Consider the following 23,000-nt stretch of genomic DNA (forward strand, 5'->3'; position numbering starts at 1 on the left):
GGCTGGAACAGAAAGTGGCACAGGCATCTTGCCTGTGGCTGGAACAGAAAGTGGCACAGGCATCTTGCCTGTGGCTGGAACAGAAAGTGGCACAGGCATCTTGCCTGTGGCTGCAACATTGACATTTCCCCGCCAAAAATCGGCGCGCCGGCTGTGCATTGCCGACTTCTTCGCGCCCAAAGAATCCGGTAAAATCGATGTATTTCCGATGCAAGTAGCCACAGTGGGAGAAATTGCTACAGAGTACGCGCAAAAGTTATTTGCTAACAATCAATATACCGACTATCTCTACTTTCACGGATTAGCGGTTCAGACAGCGGAAGCAATAGCAGAATGGACTCACGCGCGAATTCGGCGGGAATTGGGCTTTGGTAGCGAAGAACCGGACAACATTCGCGATATGCTAGCGCAAAGATATCGCGGTTCGCGGTACAGTTTCGGCTATCCTGCTTGTCCGAACATGGCGGATCAGTACAAGCAACTGGAATTGTTAAAGTGCGATCGTATCAACCTCTACATGGATGAAAGCGAACAACTTTATCCCGAACAATCAACAACCGCAATTATCACCTATCACCCAGCCGCCAAATACTTCACCGCTTAATTTCTAGGGTGCGCTATAAGCACCTTTCTCTCGTTTTTCTCGTTCCTTCTCCTCGTTCCCAGGCTCTGCCTGGGAACAAAGAGCCGGAGGCTCTGCCTCCATTTAAAAACCTGGAGGCAGAGCCTCAAGAAATGCGTTCCCAGGTAGAACCTGGGAACGAGAAACCAACAAAAAAGCACCTTAACAAAAGTGCTTTCATGAATATGAAATTTCCGTATCTGACGAAACATTTATGAGTAATTCCGGGGAGTGCGGGCGCCGGCAGATGCTCCTACCATCGAAGCAACTAAACCCAATAGTGAGCCGAACAAAAATGACCAACCAGCTTTCGCGGCATTACCAGCGATATTGCGAGTATCCTGAGCAGATACGTTAGGTGCTCGGTTCGGCAAATCGACCCCGCCCTGCTGCGCTTGATTAATTGCTTCTCCCGCATTCGCAGCTATTACGCCAAAAGTACCGGCCACGCCATTTGCTAACAGCCAAGAGCCAATTGTTAAGGTAGTTGCCCACAAAATTGCTCCGTTCAAAAGCGCTGTGTTGCGATTCATCGGGCCGCAAGCGCGAGCAGTTACCCAACCGCCAACTGCCAAGCTAATTAACAAACTGATAATTGACCAAATTCCGACGCCAGCACCCACGTCCCCTGAAATACTGCGCGGAGCTCCTGAATTAGCAATGTTGCTCAAGCCGATCGCAGCGCCCAATGCACTTAACACCAGTTGTGTGCCGATCGCAATTACCAAACCTGAAAAAATCGGACCCCAACGTACTCGATCGTGGTATTCCATCACTGAATTTACGACCACGGGTTCGGTACCAACGTTATCTACAGGTCTATTTACGTATGACATAGGTTTTTTTTTCCTCTTAGAGTTGCTTTAATTTTTAACAATCTTTCACCTAAGCATTGATTGTGGCTGAGATTGATAGAAACTATATCTGCCTGGGGAAATAACCAGTCTCTATGTCTGAAGAAATAAACGAAAAAGTCATCAGCCCGCGCGCCAGCCGCTATTAGCTAATGACTGATGACTGATGACTGATAACTATTTTATCCCGTTAGAAAAGTTCGGGGACGTATACAGGAAATGCGGACGTATACAGAAAATACAGCTTAACGCAATCTTACAGCGGTTCCAACGGCAGTAATCAGCAGCAAAGCCCCGCTGGAGTCTACATTAATCGTGCCGGTGTCAACTTCCACCCCGATTACGGCATTGGCGCCGAGGCGCTGGGCCCGTTTTTCCAGTTCCGCGAGGGCATCTCGCTGTCCTTTGAGAAACACTTCCTCGTAACTGCCGGTGCGCCCGCCGATGATGTCGCGAATGCCCGCGAAGAAGTCTCGCAGGGCATTGGTGCCGTAGACAACCTCAGCAGTTACAATTCCCAGGTAAGATTGAATTTCTGCTCCTTGGATGATATCAGTTGTTGTTACAATCATCAGTTGGCCTCAATCGCGAAAATTTTGAGTGGGTCTTGTTCTGTAGATGTACTACATCTCGCCGCTCAAACATTCCTGGTAAACCCTAAGCTGTCAGCTTAACAAGGTGACAGCCACTCGCTCTTCCATTCCACACACTCTTTGAAACAAATGGCCGTGTACAAACAAAGTCTCTTGGTATTCAGTACGTTGCTAGTAGCAGGATTGGCTGTCGCAGCGCCGCAGATAGCGCTCTCAGCAGAAACAGTCGTTCAAGTCAACCCTCAAAATGATTCAAATTTAGATGCTCTGCTGCGACAAGGGCGCGAGTTGGTAGATTTAGGAGACTACAGTAAGGCGATCGCCATTTATCAGGAAGCGGCACGTTTAGATACGGAAAACCCGCGCATTTTTTCGGGTATTGGCTATTTAGAAGCGCGTCAGGGCAACTATCAAGCCTCAGTAGAATTTTACCAACAAGCGATCGGTCTGGAACCGAACAATGCTGACTTCCAATACGCATTAGGATATGCTATGGCGAATTTGCAAAACTATCCCGCAGCAGCCACAGCTTACCGCCGCGCCGCTGCGCTCGATCGCAAAAATGTCAATGCGCGGATCGGTCTCGGAGTGGTACTCTTTCAGCAAAAAGATTACAGCGGTTCTTTTAAAGCATACCAAGAGGCGATCGCCCTCGATCCGAAAAATTGGCAAGCTTATTCTTCAATGGGCTTAGTATTGATCCAGCAGGGAAATTTTGCTAGTGCTGTCACCGTGCTCCAAGAAGCAGCCGAACTCGCTCCCAAACAAGCCGGTGTCCAGTTAAAATTAGGTACTGCTTTGCTGCGTGCCGGCTATACTTCCGAAGGGCTAGCAGCTTTTGAAGAAGCTGCCAAATTGGAGCCCCGGAATCCAGAAGTGCAGCTAGAAATTGGCGAACTTCTCCAGGCTCAAAACGACTTCGACGGAGCGCTGGTAGCTTATCAGCGGGCTATTGCGGTGCGACCGAATTTAGTGGAAGCACACGCAGGAATCGGGAAAATTCAACTGAAAAAACAAGATTTTTTAGGAGCGATTGCCACTTTTAGGCGAGTGATTAAGCTCGATCCAAACCGGGCAGAAGCTTATTACAATATGGGTACGGCACTCAAAGCGCGCGATCGCAAATCCGAAGCAATTGAAGCTTTTCAACAAGCCCTCGACACTTACCGCCAGCAAGGAAACAATGATGGTGCAACAAAAGCTGAGGCGGCATTGCGGGAACTAAAGTAATATTTCTCAAGGTACTAAGTGGTAATTGGTAATTAGTTTTGAGTTTTGAGGATGTAATTTTTGTAAGGCTTAACCCTTCCAATCCCAGGGTTGCCAGGAAGGAAAAAATCTCAAAACTTTTTTTATTGCCTCTTACATCGGGAGCATCTCATATTTGTAAAAATACTTCTTCTGGCTCCTTCCTTCTTCTGGCTCCTTCCTTCTTCCTCTTTCCTTCTTCCTCTTTCCTTCTTCCTCTTTCCTTCTTCCTCCTGCCTCCTGCCTCCTGCCTCAAAACTCCAATTTCTAGCGGAGGGCTGCAAAGGTGAGATGCTCCCCTTACCTCTTGCCTCTTGCCTCTTCCTTCATTTAAAAAACTCGGCTCGATCTGGCAGATATTGTTGATGCTTAACTTTTGTGTTAATCGCAGATAAACGCGACTAAATGGGGTATGATAATGGCGCCCGTTTGGATTCATGTGATCGCTATTAAAATCAGAGAGAAAATCAGGGCGATCGCAGTTAAAAATTTGCTACACGCTATCTCTTTTGTAAGATGCTCAAACTACTCTCTTAAGATGAATCTATTTCTATTGGTAGAGCCTGTCAACTTGTTAAGATTTGTAAAATGAGCAAAATATCTTATCCCCAGAGCTTCATCTATGCAAACGTATGATGTCATTATCATAGGCGCAGGTCACAACGGACTCGTCTGTGCCTCTTATCTGCTGAAAGCTGGATATACCGTTCTGTTGTTAGAAAAACGTTCGGTTCCCGGGGGCGCGGCAACTACTGAAGCTGCGATTCCCGAATTGCCGGATTTTAAATTCAATATGTGCGCGATCGACCACGAATTTATCCATTTAGGGCCAGTTGTAGAAGAATTAGAACTGGAAAAACATGGTTTAGAATATCTTTTCTGCGATCCAGTTGCCTTTTGTCCGCATCCCGACGGCAAATATTTCTTAGCGCACAAATCAGTAGAAAAAACTTGTGCTGAAATTGCCCGTTACAACGAGCGCGATGCTAAAAAGTATGCCGAATATACAGACTTTTGGCAGCGGGCTTTAGGTGCAATGGTTCCGATGTTTAATGCGCCACCAAAATCCATCATAGATATTCTGGGCAACTACGATATTTCAAAGATCCAAGATTTATTGTCAGTCATCGGTTCCCCCAACAAAACGCTGGACTTTATTCGCACGATGCTGACCAGCGCTGAAGACATTGTAAACGAGTGGTTTGACGAGGAATTTATCAAAGCACCCCTCGCAAGATTCGCCTCAGAACTCGGCGCGCCTCCTTCGCAAAAAACCCTGGCTGTAGGCGCAATTATGCTGGCAATGAGACACAATCCCGGCATGGCAAGACCGCGCGGAGGGACGGGTGCATTAGTGCAAGCGCTGCTCAATGTAGTGAAAAAATACTCGGGTGTGGTACTTACCGACCAGCACGTCGAGAAAATATTAGTTGATGACGGTCGCGCTGTGGGAGTTCGAGTTGCCAACGGCACGGAATACCGCGCTACAAAAGGTGTCATTTCTAATATTGATGCTAAGCGCTTGTTTCTGCACTTAATGGACTCCAGCGATGTTGACAGTGCTGACCCGGATTTGCGGGAAAGATTGGAGCGCAAAATTGTAAACAACAACGAGACTATTCTCAAAATAGACTTAGCTCTAAATGAAGCGCCTAGATTCGAGCGCTGGAATCATCGGGACGAATATTTAATCGGGTCGGTTTTAATTGCAGACTCGGTGAGACACGTTGAAATTTCTCACAGCGAGCCTTCAATCGGCAGAATCCCCGACTCTGACCCATCGATGTATGTAGTGTTTCCGACGGTACTAGACCCGTCAATGGCTCCCCCCGGACATCATACGGCTTGGATTGAATTTTTTGCTCCTTACATGATCGAAAATGCTGAAGGAACCGGCCAGCACGGTACGGGTTGGACGGATGAGCTGAAAAACAAAGTTGCCGATCGCTGCATCGATAAATTAGCAGAATACGCGCCAAATATCAAAAATGCAATTATCGGCCGCCACGTGGAAAGTCCGGCGGAATTGGGAGAGCGTTTGGGCGCTTTGAAGGGAAATTATTATCACGTTGATATGACGCTAGATCAGATGATATTTTTCCGTCCTTTGCCGGAGTTGGCGAATTACAAAACGCCGATCGATGGTTTGTTTCTGACGGGGGCGGGAACGCATCCGGGCGGATCGATTTCGGGTATGCCGGGACGCAATACGGCTCGCGTTTTCATGCACTCGCAGCAGCCTTTCGCGCAGACTTTGGCAGATGCGGCTAATACTCTGAAAGCGAAGGGTAAGTCGGTATTTCGGAGTAATGAGAAGTAAGATTTTTAGCAACCGCAGATGAACGCAGATAAACGCAGATGAATCACATCTGCGTTTATTTGTATTGGTTGATCAGTGTGCGAGTGCGATAATTTTTTCTGGTTGATTCCCTGTGAAGGGAAAACGGCGGGCGATCGCCCTCAATACCCTTTCTAAATCCTGTGCATCTTTCGCGCTTGGTGGCGACGGTTTGCGTTTCATCAAATCTGTTTAAATATTTGGGGATCAGAAAGTATATTCTATCGATAAAATTCTCCATATTAGAAGAACAAGTTAACGCTGAAGGCATTTTTAAACTTAGTGTCGCAGCCAAACCTCTAATGAAAGCAGAACAGGCAAGTCCCTGGTAGAAGTCGCTCCCCATCGGCATATCAGGGCGATCGCCGCCGATCCCCCACCATCTCGCATTCTCCTCAATTCATACTTTATGCGGATGAAAACGTCGGCCCCAAGTTGAGAAACTGAGAAATGGCGTTACCCTTTTTTTAGCGATGGCAAACCGAGTTTTGATTGTCGGCGGGCGGGGACGAATTGGCAGCAGTGTTGCCCAAGACCTTGTTACCCATACCGACGCGGAAATTACTGTTACCGGACGCAACTCTGAAGCCTCTATTGGGTCGGGATTGCCGCCGGATCGGGTGCAGTACCAAACTTTTGATTTAGCGGACAGTGCAGCCCTGCAAAAAGCTGTTTCAGAGTCTAATCTTGTCGTTCACTGTGCGGGGCCTTTTCACTACCGAGACGCCGGCGTGCTGAAAACTTGCATCGAAGCAGGTGTTAATTATACTGATGTCAGCGACAGCCGCAGTTTTACTCGCAAGGCTTTAGAATTGCGCGAAGCCGCTAAAAATGCTGGGATTACTGCTATTATTAATACGGGGATTTTCCCAGGTGTGTCTAATAGCATGGTGCGCCGAGATGTGGAACAATTAGATGAAGCAGAACACATCCATTTGAGTTATGTTGTCGGAGGTTCTGGCGGTGCGGGCGTTACCGTCATGAGAACTACTTTTTTAGGCTTGCAAACGCCTTTTGAGGTTTGGGCCGATCGCAATTGGCAGCAAGTAAAACCCTACAGCAAGCGCGAAACAATTGAATTTCCCGCACCCTATGGCAAAACAGGGGTTTACTGGTTCGATATGCCGGAAGCAATCACTTTGCCCGAAACTTTCCCCGTCAAATCAGTGGTGACTAAATTCGGTACGTCTCCCGACCTTTACAATCACCTTACCTGGTTTGTTGCCAAGTATTGGCCGACTAGCTGGCTCAAAAATAACTCCGTGATTGAATTTCTCTCCTACGTCAGTTACGGGATGACCAGTGTTACTAATAGTTTTAGTGGGGTTGGTGTGGCAGTGCGATCGCAAGTGATCGGTCTCAAAAACGGTCAACCCGCTAAAGTTTGCTCGACAGCGATACACCCCAGTGCTGCAGTCGCTACGGGCATTGGTACTGGCAGCATAGCTCAATTAATGTTAGAAGGAAAGCTGCAAAAACCGGGCGTTTGGTCGGTAGAGCAAGGTCTTTCTACCGAACTATTTGAACAAGCGATGCAGAGTCGCAACCTCGATATTAATCAAGAATGGTTGTAACTTTTGGCTTTAAATCCGTTGGAATGTTTCTCCAGTTGCGAATAACTGAAATAGGGTAGCAATCTCAATTAGCCTTTCATAAACAGGCTTTGGGGTCTGTTATCCAAGAAAGTTTATTTGTTGTGGAACTGGCACTCCTAGCCTGTTAGTGAGCATGGTACGTGATGTGAGGAATTTTCTATTGAGAAGCGGTGAGAACTAATCTATCTTTTGGTAGAAGTAAAGTTAACGAGCAGGCGTTTAATATATTTCACAACACGGTAAATCTCCCTTTTCGCTGTATCTGGGTGCAGCACTTGCAACAAAAGTTGCCCCGATCGCTAAATTTTCAAATCTGCGATCGCAGTGAAGGGGCGACAAACACCATAATTTTTGCGGAAAAATACGAGGAGAAGTTGATATGAAGCGGGTTTTAAAAGCTCTCGGACAAACATTGAGCCAAAGCATTTTGCTGGTATGTACGCTGGCTTTCATTGGTCTGCTAAGTCTAGCGGTAGTACCCAGTCAGGCTGCTTACGCAGGTCAAGACAGAACTCAGGCGCCGCCAGAAGCTAAAATTACTGACCCCGCAGAAAGTTTCGAGGATCTCAATCCCCAAGCAGCTTACGAAGAAATAGTCAAAACCTCTCAAAATCCTGCAAAGGTCGAGAAAGCTTACGACGAAAGCTTAAAGGAGTACAAGGGAGAACACCCGCAAGAAGGCATAGTTCAAAAAGCTGAAGATTTGATCGAAAAGGTCACGGGCAACTAATTAATCAAGAGATTTAGATATAACTCAAGTTGCTGGTAAATACACAGCTTCACTGAGTACACAATTGAGCCGATCTCAGAACTCAGTTGAACATAATTATCTAGGGTGCGCCTCGGCGCACCTTATTGCTTGAGAGTAGCGTGTAAAACTCGTTTTTGAGTCGAGAAGTATTTTCTCATTTCCCTCGTTTTTCAGCTAGCAGGTTCATCCTTAAGGCAGATGAATAGATATGAATTTAAAAGGTAAATTTAATAATAGTTACATTTAGATAAAAGGAAAAAAATATCATGAGCGATGACAAAAAAACGGTACATGAACCTGATGCTAACCTAGACCCGATTTCCGGGGAAAAGGGAGCTCATCCAGTCGCAACGGGTATTGGTGCGGCGAGTGCGGGTGCTGCGGGTGCGGCGATCGGCGGTGCCATCGGCGGGCCTGTAGGAGCAGTTGTGGGCGCTGTTGTGGGTTCGTTTAGCGGCGGTTTGGTGGGCAAAGGTGTGGGCGAGGCGATCGACCCCACGGTAGAAGATGCTTACTGGCAAAGCAACTACAGTTCCCGTCCTTACGCCGACACGAGCACAACTTACGAAGACTATCAGCCTGCATACCGCACTGGTTATGAGGGATACAGCCGCTATGGCGCTACTGGTAAGAAATACCACGAGATCGAACCGGATTTGCAGCGCGACTACGAAACAAATCGCGGTAAGTCTAATGTGAATTGGGAAAAAGCTAAGCACGCCACGCGCGACGCTTGGGATCGGGTGGAACGGGCTGTTCCTGGTGACATTGACAAAGACGGCCGCTAAGAGCTTACGCCAAGTATTTCTCAGTCTTGCAGACACACAAACTCAAGCGTTCTGATTATTTTTAGCCGGGTACCGGAATGCAGGCAAGTGTTTTGATAAAAAAACCCGGTGGCTGCGTCTTGGACTGTTGTTGATAGGTTGCACAGTTTTCAACGCGAGATTAGCGAAGTTTTTGGGGATTTTCAGCCCCTCTCTACATCGGAGAGGGGTATTTTTAGCTTAAGTTGAAATCGCATTTTTCAGCACGATTTTTCTTTCACAGGAGTGTTGGCTGTGAGAGCACTAAGGAATGAGAATTAAATAACTTACACTCTTGAAAGTGGGGAGTAGGGGTTGGGCCTAAGAGCCCGCCATTTTTGGACGGGCGGGACGCCCATCCCACCATAACAATTAAAATTGTAAGTTATTTAATTCGGGCTCCTAAGCCAGATGTATAGGCAAAGCTTTGCGGGACGATCGCACTCGTAATAAACGCTTTTTACAAAATCGGGATGCTTCGGTTGGAGATGGGCATTTTTTTTTGACTATTAGCCTTAAAATTAAACTAATTCAGGACTGAGGCATCGATTGCATATTTCTGTCATTGTTCGCGATGCGCTTTCTTCAATCGCAGCCGGATCGTAAAGCGTCGGTGGCTTCAAGTCCGATAATTGTTAAAAATCTAAATCCTCTCATTCAAAATTGGTATTACTTGTGGATGAAATGTTGGAAAGAGCTTGGACACTCAAGCAAAATTTAATTGACTTTGTGCTGGATGCTGAGGGAGAGTTGGCGGTAGCTTTGGAAGCTTATGCTGCAGCTCGATCGACCGGCGAGCGCTACGATATTGCTCAGCAAAATCAAGTGATTGACAGTTTTACAGTCGAAGGTAAAGTCGGAGACAAAACGCCGATCGACCTATTTGTCGAAAGTCAGCCGGATTTAACCGAGAGCGATCGTAGCTTGCTGGAAAGTTGGGAGCACAGAAGCTTCGCTGGCTTATTTGAAATCACTCAACTTTTCCCCGACAGGTTTGAACTGATGAACTGGCTGACGGCAAAGCACTACGTTGTCAAGCCCAACAGTCCTAATTTTCTTGCAGAAATGTCTCGCTTTAAGTTAGGAGAAATCTTGCGGGCTCGGATTTCTCCCCTTACCGATGACTGGTGGATACTTTCGAGCTCTCCCATCCTGATGGGGAAATTGGGTAAGCCGAAGTTGGCGGTGGCGATCGGCAATTTCAAGCAAAATCAGAAAAATAACCTGTACAGCGATGCGCCGGAATTGTTAGAGCAAGCTTGGCAGTCGGTAGAACACTACCACGAAGATTTTACCGAATTTTTTGGCAGTGAGGAATTGACGCTATCGGGATATCACCTCAATAAACAGTTGGCTGAATTTCAGGAATTTATCACTAAAAAACGCCTAGCTGATATGGGCGTTGATGGAAGTAAATCTCTGGCGGAGATCGTTGAAGATGCCGGAGTCGATCGAGAAGAAGTCAAAGCAGCAGCAATCGCGGCTGCAGGTGCTGATGCTAAAGCAGTTGAGGTAATGCTCGACAGCAATGCTAGTTCAAAAATGGTAATGCCCAAAGTCGAATTGCCCGATCGCTTCAAGAAAGCCGAACAGGTGACAGCACTTTCTCATCCTCGCTGGGGACAAACCTTTTTGTCTACTTACGCTCAATTTACTGCACTGCTAGCAGCCGAAGACTTTTCAACCGTTCCCGGTTACGAGAAGCTGGTGCGTAACTATCTAGAAGATCCTGCAATTAATGTCTGGATTTGGCAACGGTTAGCTAAAGTTAATCCAGCGAAATTAGAACAAATTTTGCAAACTGTATTGCAACGTACAGACTTTCAGCTCGATCGCGATTTAGATGCCTTGCTGCAAGAGTTTAAAAAACCCTTAGAACCCGAACTCCCGGAAATTGCCAGCGTTCCCGTGCACCTGCACAACTTATTTCAGGAAGCTTTAGGCGAAGTTAATAAGTCAAAGTCCAAACCCCAGGATAAAAAGAAAAGCTCTAAAGGCTTTAAATCCTAAGCAACTAAGTTCGTGGCATACTCCTACACGCTATGCTATGGCATACAGTGTAGGCGCGTCACAAACTCCGCCTCATGCTATGCACTAACGCACCGGCTTCGCCAACGGATACTCGATCTGCTTTAAGGGTGAGTTCACCGCTGCAAAGTGCCCAAGGTCTGATTACGTGCAGCATGAGGATATTTTCTGAGATTGCCGCAGCCAAGGGAAAGCAGGAAGAGAAGGGCAATTTCAAGTGCGAGTGCGATCGACCGCAGCCATTTTGGGCGCGTTAGTCTGCATCCCTCAGATAATAAACAATTAAACAAGCTTGCCGCTAGCAGTTATCTTGTTTCTGGTAAAATAACTCAAATAGCTTTGCAGTCAGGACTTTAGTTTTTCTTCACCGCGATCGAAAGAACTGAAGTCCTCACTACAAACACCTTTTGTTAATCTTCAACTCGTCGGACAGCCATGCGTTGCAGCGGCAGGCTGAGTATGCTAGAAGCAGTCAACAAGTAAGAAAGAACCGTAGTCAGCTTCAAACTGAGCAATAACCAGCTATCCTCTGGTAGGTGAAGTTTTAGCCCGAAAAAAGAGATGCAGTACACTATCCAGTAAGTAAAGCTCATCTTGATTAGGATTTCTTCGCTCAAAGTGCGATCGTCCGTTGGCTGCGAGTTGCGATTATCACCCAGCAGGACTAGACCCGCAATAGAAGCCACAAAAGAAACCATAACGAGATAGTCATGCCAGTTAAGCTCAACCATTTCTAAACTCCGCTTTTATCCGAATTTTTGGAATCAGACATCAGTCTAAAGGATAAGTTTTCCCGGTCAAAGCAATAGTTACAAATTGAAACAGCCGCAGTTACAAATCGCAATGAAAATCAACCGCAACCACCAGCCACAGGCTCGTTTAGTCAGTCGCAAAGGACAATTGCCCTTAAATATTGTCAAGTTGGGAGTACCTCGCCTGCATTTTGCCGACCTCTACCACAGGCTGCTAACTCTTTCTTGGCCGCGATTTTTTATGCTGATTTGTCTCTCCTATACAGTCACGAATTCTTTATTTGCCTTAGCTTACTTGGCGGGAGGAGATTGCATTGCTAACGCGCGACCGGGTTCTTTCCCAGATGCCTTTTATTTCAGCGTGCAAACAATGGCGACGATCGGCTACGGCTCTATGTATCCGCGCACGGATTACGCTAATACTATAGTCGCGATTCAAGCGCTTTTTGGTTTGTGGGGAGTGGCGATGGTGACGGGACTGGCTTTTTCGAGATTTTCTCGACCAACAGCGAGAGTTATCTTCAGCCGGGTAGCTGTGATCGCTCCTTTCAACGGCGTTCCGACTCTGATGTACCGCACGGCAAATCAGCGTTTTAACCAAATTTTAGAAGCGCAGCAGCGAGCTACTTTGATCCGTGACGAGGTAACACCGGAAGGAGAATTTATGCGGCGTTTTTACGATTTGCAATTGGTGCGAAGTCACTCTCCCGTTTTTGCATTAACTTGGACGGTTATGCACGCAATTGAGGAGAGCAGTCCTTTGTACCAACTTACTGCCCAAGACTTGATGGAACAGCAAGCGGAACTTGTAATTACGTTAACAGGAATTGACGAAACTGTTTCGCAAACTATTCATGCGCGACATTCTTTTGTGGCCTCTGAAATTATGTGGAATATGCGGTTTGTAGATATTCTTTTGAAATCGGCGACGGGAGGGCGGGTGGTTGATTATACTCGGTTTCACGATGTGAAGCCGGTGGAATGAAAGTTTGGAGTTACATTTTTATCGAGTTTGGTGTGCAGTACGCTAGGATTAGTAAGGAAATATATTGAATACAATTTGGGATGGTAAGTGCTAAAATAGTTTGAGGAGTGATCCAAATTATATGTGTTTACTACTTAGTACGAATAACGAATATGACACTAAAAGAATTACAACCGCAACTCCTTGCATTAAGTTCCGAAGAAAAAGCTCAAGCTATACAATTACTAGCTCAAAGTTTAAGCAATTTTTGGTCGGGAATTCAAAAGACTCCTGGTGTAATGGGTGGCGAAGCCTGTATCCGACAAACGCGGATTCCTGTTTGGCTGTTGATAAGTTATCGGCGTCAAGGTGCTAGCGATGCTCATATTTTAGAAGGTCATCCCGATCTCAGTGCTGCCGATTTAGTAAATGGTTTTGCTTATGCTGAGGCACACGTGGATGAGATAGACCGAGCAATTAGAGAACAAGAAGAGGCATAAACTGTGGCGCGTATTTATGCAGATGAACAATACCCTCTTCCGGTCGTAAAAATACTGCGTAATTTTGGGCATGATGTCCTTACAGTTCAAGAAGCGGGGAAGGCTAATCAAAAGATTCCTGATGAAGAAGTTCTAGCTTTTGCTGTTAGCACGAATCGCGCCATTGTGACACTAAACCGACCAGATTTTATTCGACTGCACAGGTTAAGTTCTGACCATAATGGGATTATTGTATGCACGAGCGATCAAAATTGGCAGCGGCTGGCGGCGCGGATTAATGAGGCTATTTCTAATCTGGAAACTTTGAGAGGTATGCTGATTCGAGTTAACCGTCCGTCGGACTGAATATAAGTGATAGAATACATCGAGTCTGAAATTCACTTATACTATGCGAATAATTCATACTGCTGACTGGCATTTAGGGCGACGTTTTCGAGGGATCGATCGCACTTTTGAAATTGCGATCGCCCTCGAACAGATTTTGAAGCAAGCAAAAGCCTTGGATGTCGATGCTGTGCTCGTTGCCGGCGACATTTTCGACGTACCCAACCCTCCCGCTTACGCCGAACGCATTGCTTATAACTTTTTCTGCGAACTCCAAGCAGCAGGAATTCCCGCAATTGCGATCGCCGGTAATCACGATTCCGCATCCCGCATCGACAGCATCGCGCAATTGCTTTCCCTCGCCGGTGTGCGCGCTTTAGGCAAACCCAGGCTTTCCGCCGACGGTGGCACAATTACTCTTAATACAAAAAGCGGTAAACTTTGTGTGGGAGCGATGCCTTTTGCTTCCGAACAAAGACTATTAGATGCTAATTCTCTCTGGCAGTCTGGCGATGCCGATCGCCGAAAAGATTACCGCGAAATCGTAGCATATTTACTCGAAGATTTAACCAGAGAGTTTAGAGACAATACTGTCAATATTCTCATGGGACACATGAGCATTGACGGTGCTCGATTGGCCAAATCCGAAGTCGCTTATTACACGCGAGAAAAATACCTGCTCTCATCGCAAACTCTGCCGCCGGAAGCTCAGTATGTTGCCCTCGGACATATCCACATTCACCAGCGGATTTCTGAGACTTCTCCCGCTTATTATTCGGGTTCTTTGATTCAGTTAGATTTTGGAGAAGCGGAACAGGAAAAAGGATTTTGCTTGATAGAAGTGGAGCCGGGAAGTCCGGCAAAGGTGGAATTTAAGCCTGTGGCTTGCCACAAGCCGTTAAAAGTGCTTAAATGTCATAACGACAATCTCGATGAAACTTTACAAGCTCATCAGTATCATCCGGGTTTCTTGAAAGTAATTGTCGAACTGGACAGTCCGCAAATCGGGCTTGCCGATCGAGTGCGCCAAATCTGTTCCCAAGCGCTGTTAATTGAACCGCGCTATCCAGATGCAGCGCTAGAAGCAACAGAAATAACTAATATCGATCCCAATAATTTCGATCCGGCAGCAGAGTTTTGCAACTATTATCAAAACCGATTGGGAACGACACCGAAACCGGCAGTATTGGAGGAATTTCAAAACTTGTACAAGAAGTTTAAGGAAACAGTTAATAATTAAATGCGTAAAAAGATACAATAACTGGTTCCCAGGCTCCGTCTGGGAACCAATATCCAGAGGCTCTGCCTCGCGCTTAAATAGGAAAAGATACAATAACTGGTTCCCAGGCTCCGTCTGGGAACCAATATCCAGAGGCTCTGCCTCGCGCTTAAATAGGAAAATTCGAGGCAGAGCCTCCGGATCTGCTTTACCAGGCAGAGCCTGGTAAAGAGTAATAGAAATCCACCATCTAAAATTTAAAATCAGTATGCGTCCACTCGAACTTATTCTCGAAGGATTTACCAGCTTCCACCGGGAACAGCGTTTAGATTTTTCTCAACTCGATTTGTTTGCAATTACTGGTGCTACAGGTGCGGGCAAATCTTCACTGCTAGATGCCATGACTTACGCTCTTTTTGGCACGACTACTCGCAGCGGCAAACAAGTAAGTGATTTGGCAAGTCAAGGCAGCGAAAATTTAAAAGTGCAGTTGCGTTTTGCTGTGGGTTCGGCACAGTATCGGGTGACGCGAAGGTGGCGTTTTCGTCCCAAATCTCCCGAAAATAAGGTGATTTTGGACAACTGGCAAAATGGTCAATGGGAAACTTTGGGAACGAGTATCGTGGCTGTTCAAAATACCATTGAACAGATTTTAGGAATGGATTTTGATACTTTTACGCGAGCAATTGTTCTGCCTCAAGGCAAGTTTGATGAGTTTATTAAAGGGGATACATCTAAACGTCGGGAAATTTTGCGGCAGCTAGCAGGATTTGAGATTTTTGAGCAGATGCGGAAGGAAACAAATGAACTCGCAAAGTTGCTGAAACAGGAACGGGAAATGGTGGAAAGGCAGCTAGCGGATTTGAGTGCGCCGACGGCTGATGAGGTGGATCAAAGACGATCGCAACTTTTGATTTTAGAACAGCAGTTGCCCGATTTCGATCGCGCTGTTATGAAAGCTCAGAAGGCTCTAGATGAAGAGGAACAGCTATTTTCGCAAATCGCTCGCTGGCAAGAGCTGCAACAACAACTGACCCAATTAAATGCTAATTCTGCTGAGGTTGCAATTTTAGCACAGCGTTTAGAAAGAGCGCAAGCTGCCAATCATTTACAGGGAGATTGGGCTTTAGTGCGATCGGCTCGCAGTCAGTATGAAACTGCCGAAAGTGCCTCGGTGGCAGCGCGAAAGCAGTTAATTAAAGCTCGCTCTGAGCTGGCAGTAGAGCAGCAGCAACTTGACGCGGCAAAAGCCAAAGAAGAGGTGCTAGCGCCACAAATTAAGGCTCGCGAAGATGCTCTAGCTACTGCTAAAGTATATGAAGAACAGCGCGCTCAATTAGAAAAAGAAGTGGCGCTTGCCCAAAAAATTCAACAGGAAAAACTCCGCCTTTTTATGGCAGCCGATAAAGACCTGCAAGCTGCTAACACTAAAATTCAAGGTGCAGGTTTTCGAGTTACTCAAGCAGCGGCACAGCTCGAACAGTATGCGCGGGGAGGAAAGCGTTTAGAGCAATTGCAGCAAATTTCACCCTTATTGATGGAACTTCAGCTAATTACCAAGCAGCAAAAGACTCAGCAAGAACAGTTGGATAAATCTCTGGCAGATAAGGAAAAAGCTCAACAAAATTATGTGAAGGCTACCACTAATTTAGAAGCCGTTGAACTCAGGCTAAAAGAGTGCGCCCGCGAGTTAGAAGTGGCGGAAACCGCTAATGCGGAAGCGGCACGTTTAGAGAGTGTGGCTGCTATCAGAATGTCGCTGAATTCTGGCGATACTTGCCCGGTGTGCGGGGGGGTGCATCCTGAGAGCGAGAGTCTGCCTCCTTTGCCAGATTCTAATATTGTCGATGTCGCTGGTTTGCGACGGAAATTGGCGGCGGCAAATCAGCTTTTTCAAGATGCTCAAAGGTTGGCGGCTGAGGCAAAAAGTACAGCTTCAGCTTGCCAGCAAAAAGAGTCGGAAATTGCTCAAATGCTCGAATTAACTGCGAATAGAGTTGCCGAATTGCAGCAGCAAATCACTCAAGTTCTGGAAAATCCTCAGTGGGAAAGCTTGGGGTTGCAGCAGGAGTTGGCAATCCTTAAAGAGAGCGATCGCCAATACCGCGAAACCGAGCAGCAGTTCCAACTGGCATCATTGGAATATGATAATTTTCAGCAAAGATTAAATTTTGCTGTGGCGACTCAAGCAGCTAAACAGCAAGAATATCAAGATGCGATCGCCGAATCAGACCGCAGGCACCAGCAATTGCAAATTTGTGTAAATGCGCTTTATAAAATTACGGAATATCAACCTTATCCTAATTTAGCCAAAGCCTTAGAACAAGACAAGCAAGACTTGGCAAATCTGCTGAAAGTTGCCGAGCAATCATATCAAACTGCTCAAAATAAGGTTATTCAAGCAGCACAGAGAGAGCAACAAGCTGGAGAGGCTTTTGGGGAAGCCCAGGCTCATAAACAGCAGCTAAACCTGGATTGGTCAGCAAAATTAACGGCGGCTGATTTCACAGAAGAGACATTTTTAGCAGCGGTTGCGACAGTTAAGGAACAATCAGAATGGGAAAATGCTATTCGCTCTCACCGCGAATCAAAAATTCAGTTAGAGACGCGGGCAAAAGATTTGAGCGAGGCGATCGCAGGCAGAACTACCGATGAAAATACTTTAGCACAAGTGCGATCGGCAAAACATACTGCCCAAGAAAACCTCAAACAAGCAAACAACAACCGCGCCGAACTTTTAGCTTGGATTCAAGTAGCAGCCCAAAATCTCGAACAAGCCGAAAGACTATCACAGCAAATCACAAATTTCACAGAACAAGAGCAAACTTATCACACCTTAGCGCAGAATCTCAAATCCAACGAATTTCAATCCTACATTTTAGAACATTTAGAAGCAGAATTAGTCGGCAGCGCCACATTAATTTTGCAAGAATTAACCGAAAATCGCTACAAACTAAAAAACCAAGACGGCGAATACTGGGTAGCAGATAATTGGAACGGCGGGGAAGCTAGACGAGTGCGAACCCTTTCCGGCGGCGAAACCTTTGCCACTTCCTTATCAATGGCTTTAGCTTTGTCAGAAAAACTGTCTCAAGGAGCTCACTTGGGCAGCTTGTTTCTCGATGAAGGATTTGGTACTTTAGATACCGAAACTCTCGAAAGCGTTACTCAAATTTTAGAATCTTTGCGACAGCGAGACAGGCTGATTGGAGTGATTACCCACGTTCGAGAATTAGGCGAAAGATTGCCCGCACAAGTTAAAGTGTTTAAGTCGCCGCAAGGTTCTAAAATAGAACTACATAGATCCTGAAGTGGAGAGGCGCGTGCATGAAATAGTAAACTTGCTTAAGGACGTACATTATCACTAAATCTGCCCCTACAATTACCTATAATATATGATGAAAAATCACGCGACCCGAATGCAATCGGTACAGTCGCCCATAATTCCAGTAGTTGGCGAACTCATTCGCCAAAATCCGGGAACGATATCTTTAGGACAAGGCGTAGTTTACTACAATCCGCCACAAGAATCATTTGAAAAAATCCCCGAATTCTTCGCAAATCCCGACAATCACAAATACAAAGCCGTCGAAGGAATTCCACAATTACAGGATGCAATCGCAGCCAAACTAAAAACAGATAACGACATAGAGATTAATAGCAAAAACTGCATTGTCGTTACCGCAGGCAGCAACATGGGATTTACCAACGCTATTCTCGCCATCACTTCTGCGGGAGACGAAGTTATTATTCAATCCCCTTATTACTTCAACCACGAAATGGCAGCAATTATGGCAAGTTGCCGACCAGTGATAGTAGAAACCGACGCCAACTATCAACTTAATATCGATGCTATAAAAAAAGCAATTACTGACAAAACGCGAGCCATAGTTACCATTTCACCAAATAATCCCACTGGTGTTGTTTATTCAATCGAAGCACTCCGGGAAGTTAACGAAATTTGTCGCCAGCACAACATATATCACATCAGCGATGAAGCCTACGAATATTTTACTTATAACGGGGTCAAACACTGTTCGCCAGCCGCTTTTCCCAACAGCAGCGAACATACAATTTCTCTGTTTAGCCTCTCCAAAGCCTACGGTTTTGCGAGTTGGCGGATCGGGTATATGGTAATCCCAGAACACTTGCTCGTTTCTGTGAGAAAGATTCAAGATACCATCTTAATTTGTCCGCCCGTAATTTCTCAGTATGCAGCCTTGGGAGCCTTGCAAGTTGGTAGAGGTTACTGCGATAATTATGTAAGGGCGATCGCATCCGTGCGCCAACTCGTATTAGACGAACTCAATACCATCCAAAACTTGTGTACAATTTCCCCAGCCGCTGGAGCTTTCTACTTTTTCTTGAAAGTTGATACTGAACTCGATACAATGGAATTAGTAGAACAATTAATTCGCGAATATCACGTAGCAGTGCTTCCCGGTACAACCTTTGGCATGGATAGCGGCTGCTATTTGCGCGTTGCTTACGGTGCTTTGGAAAAAGCAACCGCCACCGCAGGTATTAGGAGATTAGTTAAAGGTTTGAAGACAATTTTAAACAAGTAAAATAGGAAAATTAAAAATGGTTGCCACGAACTTAAAAGCAAATACAAATATCCAAGATACCTCCGCTGCCAAACTGGCCGACTTGCGCGATTTGATGGTCGATTACGAGTTAGATTGCTATTACATCCCAGCGGTTGACGAACACTTAAATTTATCAGTTCCAGCAGCTAAGCAGCGACGAGCTTGGATGTGCGGTTTTACGGGTTCCGCCGGCGATTTGTTGGTTGGCAAAGATTCCGCTTGGTTGTTTGTGGATTCCCGCTATTACGAACAAGCCGAATTGCAAGTCGATAGTGGAATTATTCAAATATCGAAACAGGGCTTAGAAGGAAATTTAACCTTAATTGAAACTTTAGAAAAACTGGCTGTAGAATCGGCAGAAAAATCAAGGAAAATTCGCATGGGTTTTGACCCGTTTACTGTAGCGACAGAGCAATATCAAAATTGGGTGAAAAAATTTGCAAATGCGGAGATTGATCTTATACCAATCCGGGAGAACTTGACAGACAAAGTGCGATCGCAAACTCCTTGGCAAACAGCAGAGACTTTACCCGCGATTGATGCAGAGCCCATATTTAGCTTACCTGCATCCCTGACAGGAGAAACCGCCGCCGAAAAATTAGCCAGAGTCAGGGAAGCGATGCAAAAAGCCAATATCGATGTGCTTCCGATTACCAACCTGAATCAAATAGCGTGGCTGTTCAATCTCCGAGGCTCGGATATTCCCCACATTCCCATTTTCATATCCTATGCCATTGTCACCACAGATGCAGCGTTTTTGTTTACAAATCCTGAACGAATTTCGCTAGAAATCAAGCAAGAATTGCGGGAGGATGTAACTTTGCTTCCCTACGGCGACTATCCGCATACATTAGAAACTTGCGTAAATTTGCCACATAAAGTTCGGGTACTTTTAGACCCGAAACACAGCACAGCAGGCACGTACCAGTTAATATTAAACCATCAAGAAGCGCAGTTTTACAACATCGAAATAGTTTTTAAGGCACATCCGGTAGAAGGGATGAAAGCTCGCAAAAATCCCGTAGAAATTGAGCAGATGAAATCAGCCAATTTTAAAGCAAGTCGAGCGAAAACTTTGGCTTTAAAGTGGTTGACAGAACAGCTAGAAAATGGTAAGGTAGTTACCGAGTTTGATGTCAAAGAAAGCATCGAACATTTTTACCAGCAAGAAACAGATTTTCAGACTTTAACTTTTAGAACGATCGCCGGTGCGGGAGCCAATAGCTCGATCGTACATTACGGAACCCCCAGCCCTGAAATAACGTTAAAACCGGGGGAATTGCTGCTGCTTGACTCAGGAGCGCAATATTTAGCAGGTACAACCGACGATACGAGAACAGTAAGTATCGGAGAACCGACGGCGCTACAAATAGAACACTACACAACAGTCTTAATCGCGCACATCAACTGTGCAATGCAGCAATTCCCCAAAGGAACAACGGGAGCGCAATTAGATGCGATCGCCCGTGCGGTATTATGGCAAGAACAGCTAGACTACGGGCACGGTACAGGGCACGGAGTCGGCGCGTTTTTAGCCGGTCACGAAGGGCCAAACGGCATCAGCAAATCTGTGCAGTATCCCCTAGAAGCCGGAATGGTAACGAGCATCGAACCGGGATATTACGAACCAGGATGGGGCGGAATTCGCATCGAAAATCTCTATGTTGTCAGGGAAATGCCATCAAAAAACGGTTCGGTTTGGTACGGATTTGAATCGCTGACGTATATTCCGTTTGACAAAAAATTGATTGATGTCGATCGGCTGTCAAAGACTCAACTAGCATGGTTGAATAATTATCATGCTGCTGTAGTCGAGAAACTGGAACCCGTACTTGATGCAGCAGCAATTGAATGGTTGAAAAAAGCCGCCGCACCCTGTGTGATATCAATTCCGGTTGCACCGGAATGATACCGAGGACACTGCAATGCTCATAGATGTCAACTTAAGGTCAAACCGAAAGTCCGACAGGGGTTGAAACCCCTGTCTCAAAGCGAAAGTCCTCTTAAGAGGACTGAAGAACTCATTAAGCTGTCGCGCCTTTAAATTGCATATTCAGGGCGGGCGGGACGCCCACCCCACAAGAGTTAGATTGTTTTTTGACAGACAATTTAAATGCAGAACAGCTTAGTCCTCTTAAGAGGACTTTCGCTATTAGACAGGGAATTCATTCCCTGGCGGACTCGCGGGCTGACTAACGGGCTGGGCTGGCTGACAGCTTAAGTTGACACCAATGGGCACAGTGCGGTGTCCCTACCCCAAAATAATATTGTAATATTGTAGGGAAACAGCACGTGCAGTCTCCTGATTTCTTAAAAAACAGAATACCAAAATCCCCGAATTCTTGGAGAAGTCGGGGATTTAAGATACAAACATTTAGAGCATTTAGAGTAAAGCTGGTGACAGGATTTGAACCTGCGACAGGCTGATTACAAATCAGGTAGCTTTAACTACTTTTAAGGTAAACAAACGCCTGGAAGCTTTACTAGATACCCTCTGTCCAAGAAACTGGGTATGAGGCGGGTATGAAATTTACCCATACCCAAAATCATGTTCATCAACCAGGATAACACTAAAGATGGTGTAGTAGCTAAGTACGGTAAGGTGTCGGTAGAGCGATTCCAAGGTAGCTATCGTATTCGCTGGCGGTTCAATGGTCAGCGTTACGTGATAACCGTCGGTAAAGCTGACACTGATACTACTCTCAAGGTAGCCAGTGCTAAGGCTCAAGAAATCAATAGCGATATCCTAATGGAACGCTTCGATGAGAGTCTAGCGAAATATTCCCCTAAACACGCACAAGCACTAGCACCTGTACAACGGGTAACTAAGCTTAATCTAGCTGATGTTTGGGAACACTACAAGGAAGCCAATCTACAGCGAGTAGCTAAAACAACTCAAAAAAAAGACTGGAAAGAAGTAGAGAGGTGCTTAACTAAAGTTTCCAGTGAAGCTCTTGACCTTGACAATCCTCACTTACTATTGCAGGAATTATTGGAGCATTACAGTTCCAGCACCCTAAAAAAAGCAATTGCTAACATCAATGCTGCCTGCAACTATTCTGTTGAGACTAAATTAATCAGTGATAATCCCTATCACAATCTCAAAAAGCAACTGCCTAAAGGACAAAAAAGTAAACGTTCTAAAGAATGCTTTGAGCCTGAAGAAGTTAAAAGCATTATTCAGTCATTCTCAAGTAATGAATTCTGTTCACCTGCTAGTGCTTACTCTCATTCCTACTACTCTGGTTATGTAGAGTTCCTAGCTTTAACAGGTTTCCGACCAGAGGAAGCAATAGCTCTCAATTGGAATGATATCAAAGAAAGAAAGGGGAGGACTGTAATAGTGGTTAGCAAAGCCTACTCAAAAGGAGAGTTAAAGGATACTAAAACCTACAATACTCGAATTTTTCCTTGCAATGACCAACTTCTTAGCCTCTTAAGACGCATTCCTAAACGTCAAAATGAAAATAATCTAATCTTTCCTAGTGTAGAGGGGGGATATCTGAATCAAGATAATTTTCTCAATCGCCAATGGCGTCCTGTAGTAATCAAACTGTACCAGTCGGGAAAAATTAGCCAATACCTACCCTGTTATAACCTTCGGCACTCATTCATCACTCGCTTAATTCGGGATGGTTATGACCCATCTACAGTAGCAGCACTGGTAGGCAATAGTCCTCAAGTTATTCTCGACCACTACCTAGCAGCTAAGAAGGATTTAACATTACCTGAGTTGTAAGTCTCGTAAATAAAACAGAAAATCAAGAGGATAGAGGCGAAAAACTTCTATCCTTTTCATTGATGTGCGTTGGTACGG

At 45.6% G+C, this 23,000-nt stretch carries 22 protein-coding genes; 17 read left to right on the forward strand and 5 right to left on the reverse strand.

Annotation, left to right across the window (positions count from 1 at the left end):
* Positions 1-604, forward strand: a 604-nt coding sequence (locus tag QUB04_RS05305; RefSeq protein ID WP_333281877.1) for a vitamin B12 dependent-methionine synthase activation domain-containing protein, incomplete at its 5' end; no start/stop codon positions are given.
* 230 nt (positions 605-834) lie between these two features.
* On the opposite strand, the gene QUB04_RS05310 is transcribed toward QUB04_RS05305, so the two are convergent.
* Both QUB04_RS05310 and QUB04_RS05315 read right to left on the reverse strand, forming a co-directional pair.
* Positions 835-1,458, reverse strand: coding sequence for a hypothetical protein (locus QUB04_RS05310; protein ID WP_333281880.1), 624 nt, complete (start codon positions 1,456-1,458; stop codon positions 835-837).
* Positions 1,459-1,721: 263 nt separating this feature from the next.
* Positions 1,722-2,048: a YbjQ family protein gene (locus QUB04_RS05315; protein WP_172184303.1), complete on the reverse strand. Its 327-nt coding sequence runs from the start codon at positions 2,046-2,048 to the stop codon at positions 1,722-1,724.
* A 150-nt stretch (positions 2,049-2,198) separates the two neighbouring features.
* Here QUB04_RS05315 and QUB04_RS05320 point away from each other — a divergent pair, with 150 nt between their 5' ends.
* A complete protein-coding gene (locus QUB04_RS05320; protein ID WP_333281883.1) occupies positions 2,199-3,299 on the forward strand; it encodes a tetratricopeptide repeat protein in 1,101 nt (366 codons plus the stop codon).
* 148 nt (positions 3,300-3,447) lie between these two features.
* Here QUB04_RS05320 and QUB04_RS05325 read toward each other — a convergent pair whose 3' ends face one another.
* The gene (locus QUB04_RS05325) at positions 3,448-3,756 is read right to left on the reverse strand and encodes a hypothetical protein (RefSeq protein WP_333281886.1); all 309 of its coding nucleotides are present in this window, start codon (positions 3,754-3,756) and stop codon (positions 3,448-3,450) included.
* A gap of 183 nt (positions 3,757-3,939) precedes the next feature.
* Between QUB04_RS05325 and crtO the strand changes: the two genes are divergently transcribed.
* Entirely contained in the window at positions 3,940-5,637 is a 1,698-nt protein-coding gene (gene crtO / locus QUB04_RS05330; protein WP_333281889.1) for a beta-carotene ketolase CrtO, read from the forward strand.
* Between the two features lie 72 nt (positions 5,638-5,709).
* On the opposite strand, the gene QUB04_RS05335 is transcribed toward crtO, so the two are convergent.
* Positions 5,710-5,838, reverse strand: a complete 129-nt coding sequence (locus QUB04_RS05335) for a hypothetical protein (RefSeq protein ID WP_333281892.1) — start codon at positions 5,836-5,838, stop codon at positions 5,710-5,712.
* A gap of 290 nt (positions 5,839-6,128) precedes the next feature.
* Between QUB04_RS05335 and QUB04_RS05340 the strand changes: the two genes are divergently transcribed.
* The 6 genes from QUB04_RS05340 (at position 6,129) to QUB04_RS05365 (ending at position 11,092) form a co-directional block, all read left to right on the forward strand.
* Positions 6,129-7,229 carry a saccharopine dehydrogenase NADP-binding domain-containing protein gene (locus QUB04_RS05340; protein ID WP_333281895.1) on the forward strand — a complete coding sequence of 367 codons (1,101 nt, stop codon included), beginning with the start codon at positions 6,129-6,131 and terminating at the stop codon, positions 7,227-7,229.
* Between the two features lie 191 nt (positions 7,230-7,420).
* Complete coding sequence (locus QUB04_RS05345) at positions 7,421-7,633, forward strand: hypothetical protein (RefSeq protein WP_333281898.1); 213 nt, start codon at positions 7,421-7,423, stop codon at positions 7,631-7,633.
* Positions 7,630-7,980 carry a hypothetical protein gene (locus QUB04_RS05350; protein ID WP_333103107.1) on the forward strand — a complete coding sequence of 117 codons (351 nt, stop codon included), beginning with the start codon at positions 7,630-7,632 and terminating at the stop codon, positions 7,978-7,980. The genes QUB04_RS05345 and QUB04_RS05350 overlap by 4 nt, the downstream gene beginning before the upstream one ends.
* A gap of 287 nt (positions 7,981-8,267) precedes the next feature.
* Positions 8,268-8,789, forward strand: a complete 522-nt coding sequence (locus QUB04_RS05355; RefSeq protein WP_333281901.1) for a hypothetical protein — start codon at positions 8,268-8,270, stop codon at positions 8,787-8,789.
* A gap of 693 nt (positions 8,790-9,482) precedes the next feature.
* Positions 9,483-10,817: a hypothetical protein gene (locus tag QUB04_RS05360; protein ID WP_333282210.1), complete on the forward strand. Its 1,335-nt coding sequence runs from the start codon at positions 9,483-9,485 to the stop codon at positions 10,815-10,817.
* Positions 10,818-10,891: 74 nt separating this feature from the next.
* Positions 10,892-11,092, forward strand: coding sequence for a hypothetical protein (locus tag QUB04_RS05365; protein WP_333281904.1), 201 nt, complete (start codon positions 10,892-10,894; stop codon positions 11,090-11,092).
* Between the two features lie 153 nt (positions 11,093-11,245).
* Here the strand turns inward: QUB04_RS05365 and QUB04_RS05370 are convergent, their stop codons facing one another.
* Positions 11,246-11,566, reverse strand: coding sequence for a hypothetical protein (locus tag QUB04_RS05370; RefSeq protein WP_333039230.1), 321 nt, complete (start codon positions 11,564-11,566; stop codon positions 11,246-11,248).
* 112 nt (positions 11,567-11,678) lie between these two features.
* Between QUB04_RS05370 and QUB04_RS05375 the strand changes: the two genes are divergently transcribed.
* The 8 genes from QUB04_RS05375 to QUB04_RS05410 all read left to right on the forward strand — a co-directional run bounded on the left by QUB04_RS05375 (position 11,679) and on the right by QUB04_RS05410 (position 22,922).
* Positions 11,679-12,572 carry an ion channel gene (locus tag QUB04_RS05375; protein WP_333281907.1) on the forward strand — a complete coding sequence of 298 codons (894 nt, stop codon included), beginning with the start codon at positions 11,679-11,681 and terminating at the stop codon, positions 12,570-12,572.
* A gap of 152 nt (positions 12,573-12,724) precedes the next feature.
* Positions 12,725-13,051, forward strand: coding sequence for a DUF433 domain-containing protein (locus tag QUB04_RS05380; protein WP_333281911.1), 327 nt, complete (start codon positions 12,725-12,727; stop codon positions 13,049-13,051).
* 3 nt (positions 13,052-13,054) lie between these two features.
* Positions 13,055-13,396, forward strand: a complete 342-nt coding sequence (locus QUB04_RS05385) for a DUF5615 family PIN-like protein (protein WP_333039224.1) — start codon at positions 13,055-13,057, stop codon at positions 13,394-13,396.
* A 43-nt stretch (positions 13,397-13,439) separates the two neighbouring features.
* Positions 13,440-14,615, forward strand: coding sequence for an exonuclease SbcCD subunit D (locus QUB04_RS05390; RefSeq protein WP_333281914.1), 1,176 nt, complete (start codon positions 13,440-13,442; stop codon positions 14,613-14,615).
* Between the two features lie 247 nt (positions 14,616-14,862).
* The gene (locus tag QUB04_RS05395; RefSeq protein ID WP_333281917.1) at positions 14,863-17,904 is read left to right on the forward strand and encodes an SMC family ATPase; all 3,042 of its coding nucleotides are present in this window, start codon (positions 14,863-14,865) and stop codon (positions 17,902-17,904) included.
* Positions 17,905-17,992: 88 nt separating this feature from the next.
* Positions 17,993-19,162 (forward strand): pyridoxal phosphate-dependent aminotransferase, encoded by a 1,170-nt coding sequence (locus QUB04_RS05400; RefSeq protein WP_333282213.1) that lies wholly within the window; start codon positions 17,993-17,995, stop codon positions 19,160-19,162.
* A gap of 16 nt (positions 19,163-19,178) precedes the next feature.
* Entirely contained in the window at positions 19,179-21,092 is a 1,914-nt protein-coding gene (locus tag QUB04_RS05405) for an aminopeptidase P family protein (RefSeq protein WP_333281920.1), read from the forward strand.
* 639 nt (positions 21,093-21,731) lie between these two features.
* A complete protein-coding gene (locus QUB04_RS05410; protein ID WP_333281923.1) occupies positions 21,732-22,922 on the forward strand; it encodes a tyrosine-type recombinase/integrase in 1,191 nt (396 codons plus the stop codon).
* The last annotated feature ends 78 nt before the right edge of the window (positions 22,923-23,000 follow it).

It is taken from the genome of Microcoleus sp. D2_18a_B4 (assembly GCF_036702475.1).
Classification (GTDB): Bacteria; Cyanobacteriota; Cyanobacteriia; order Cyanobacteriales; family Microcoleaceae; genus Microcoleus.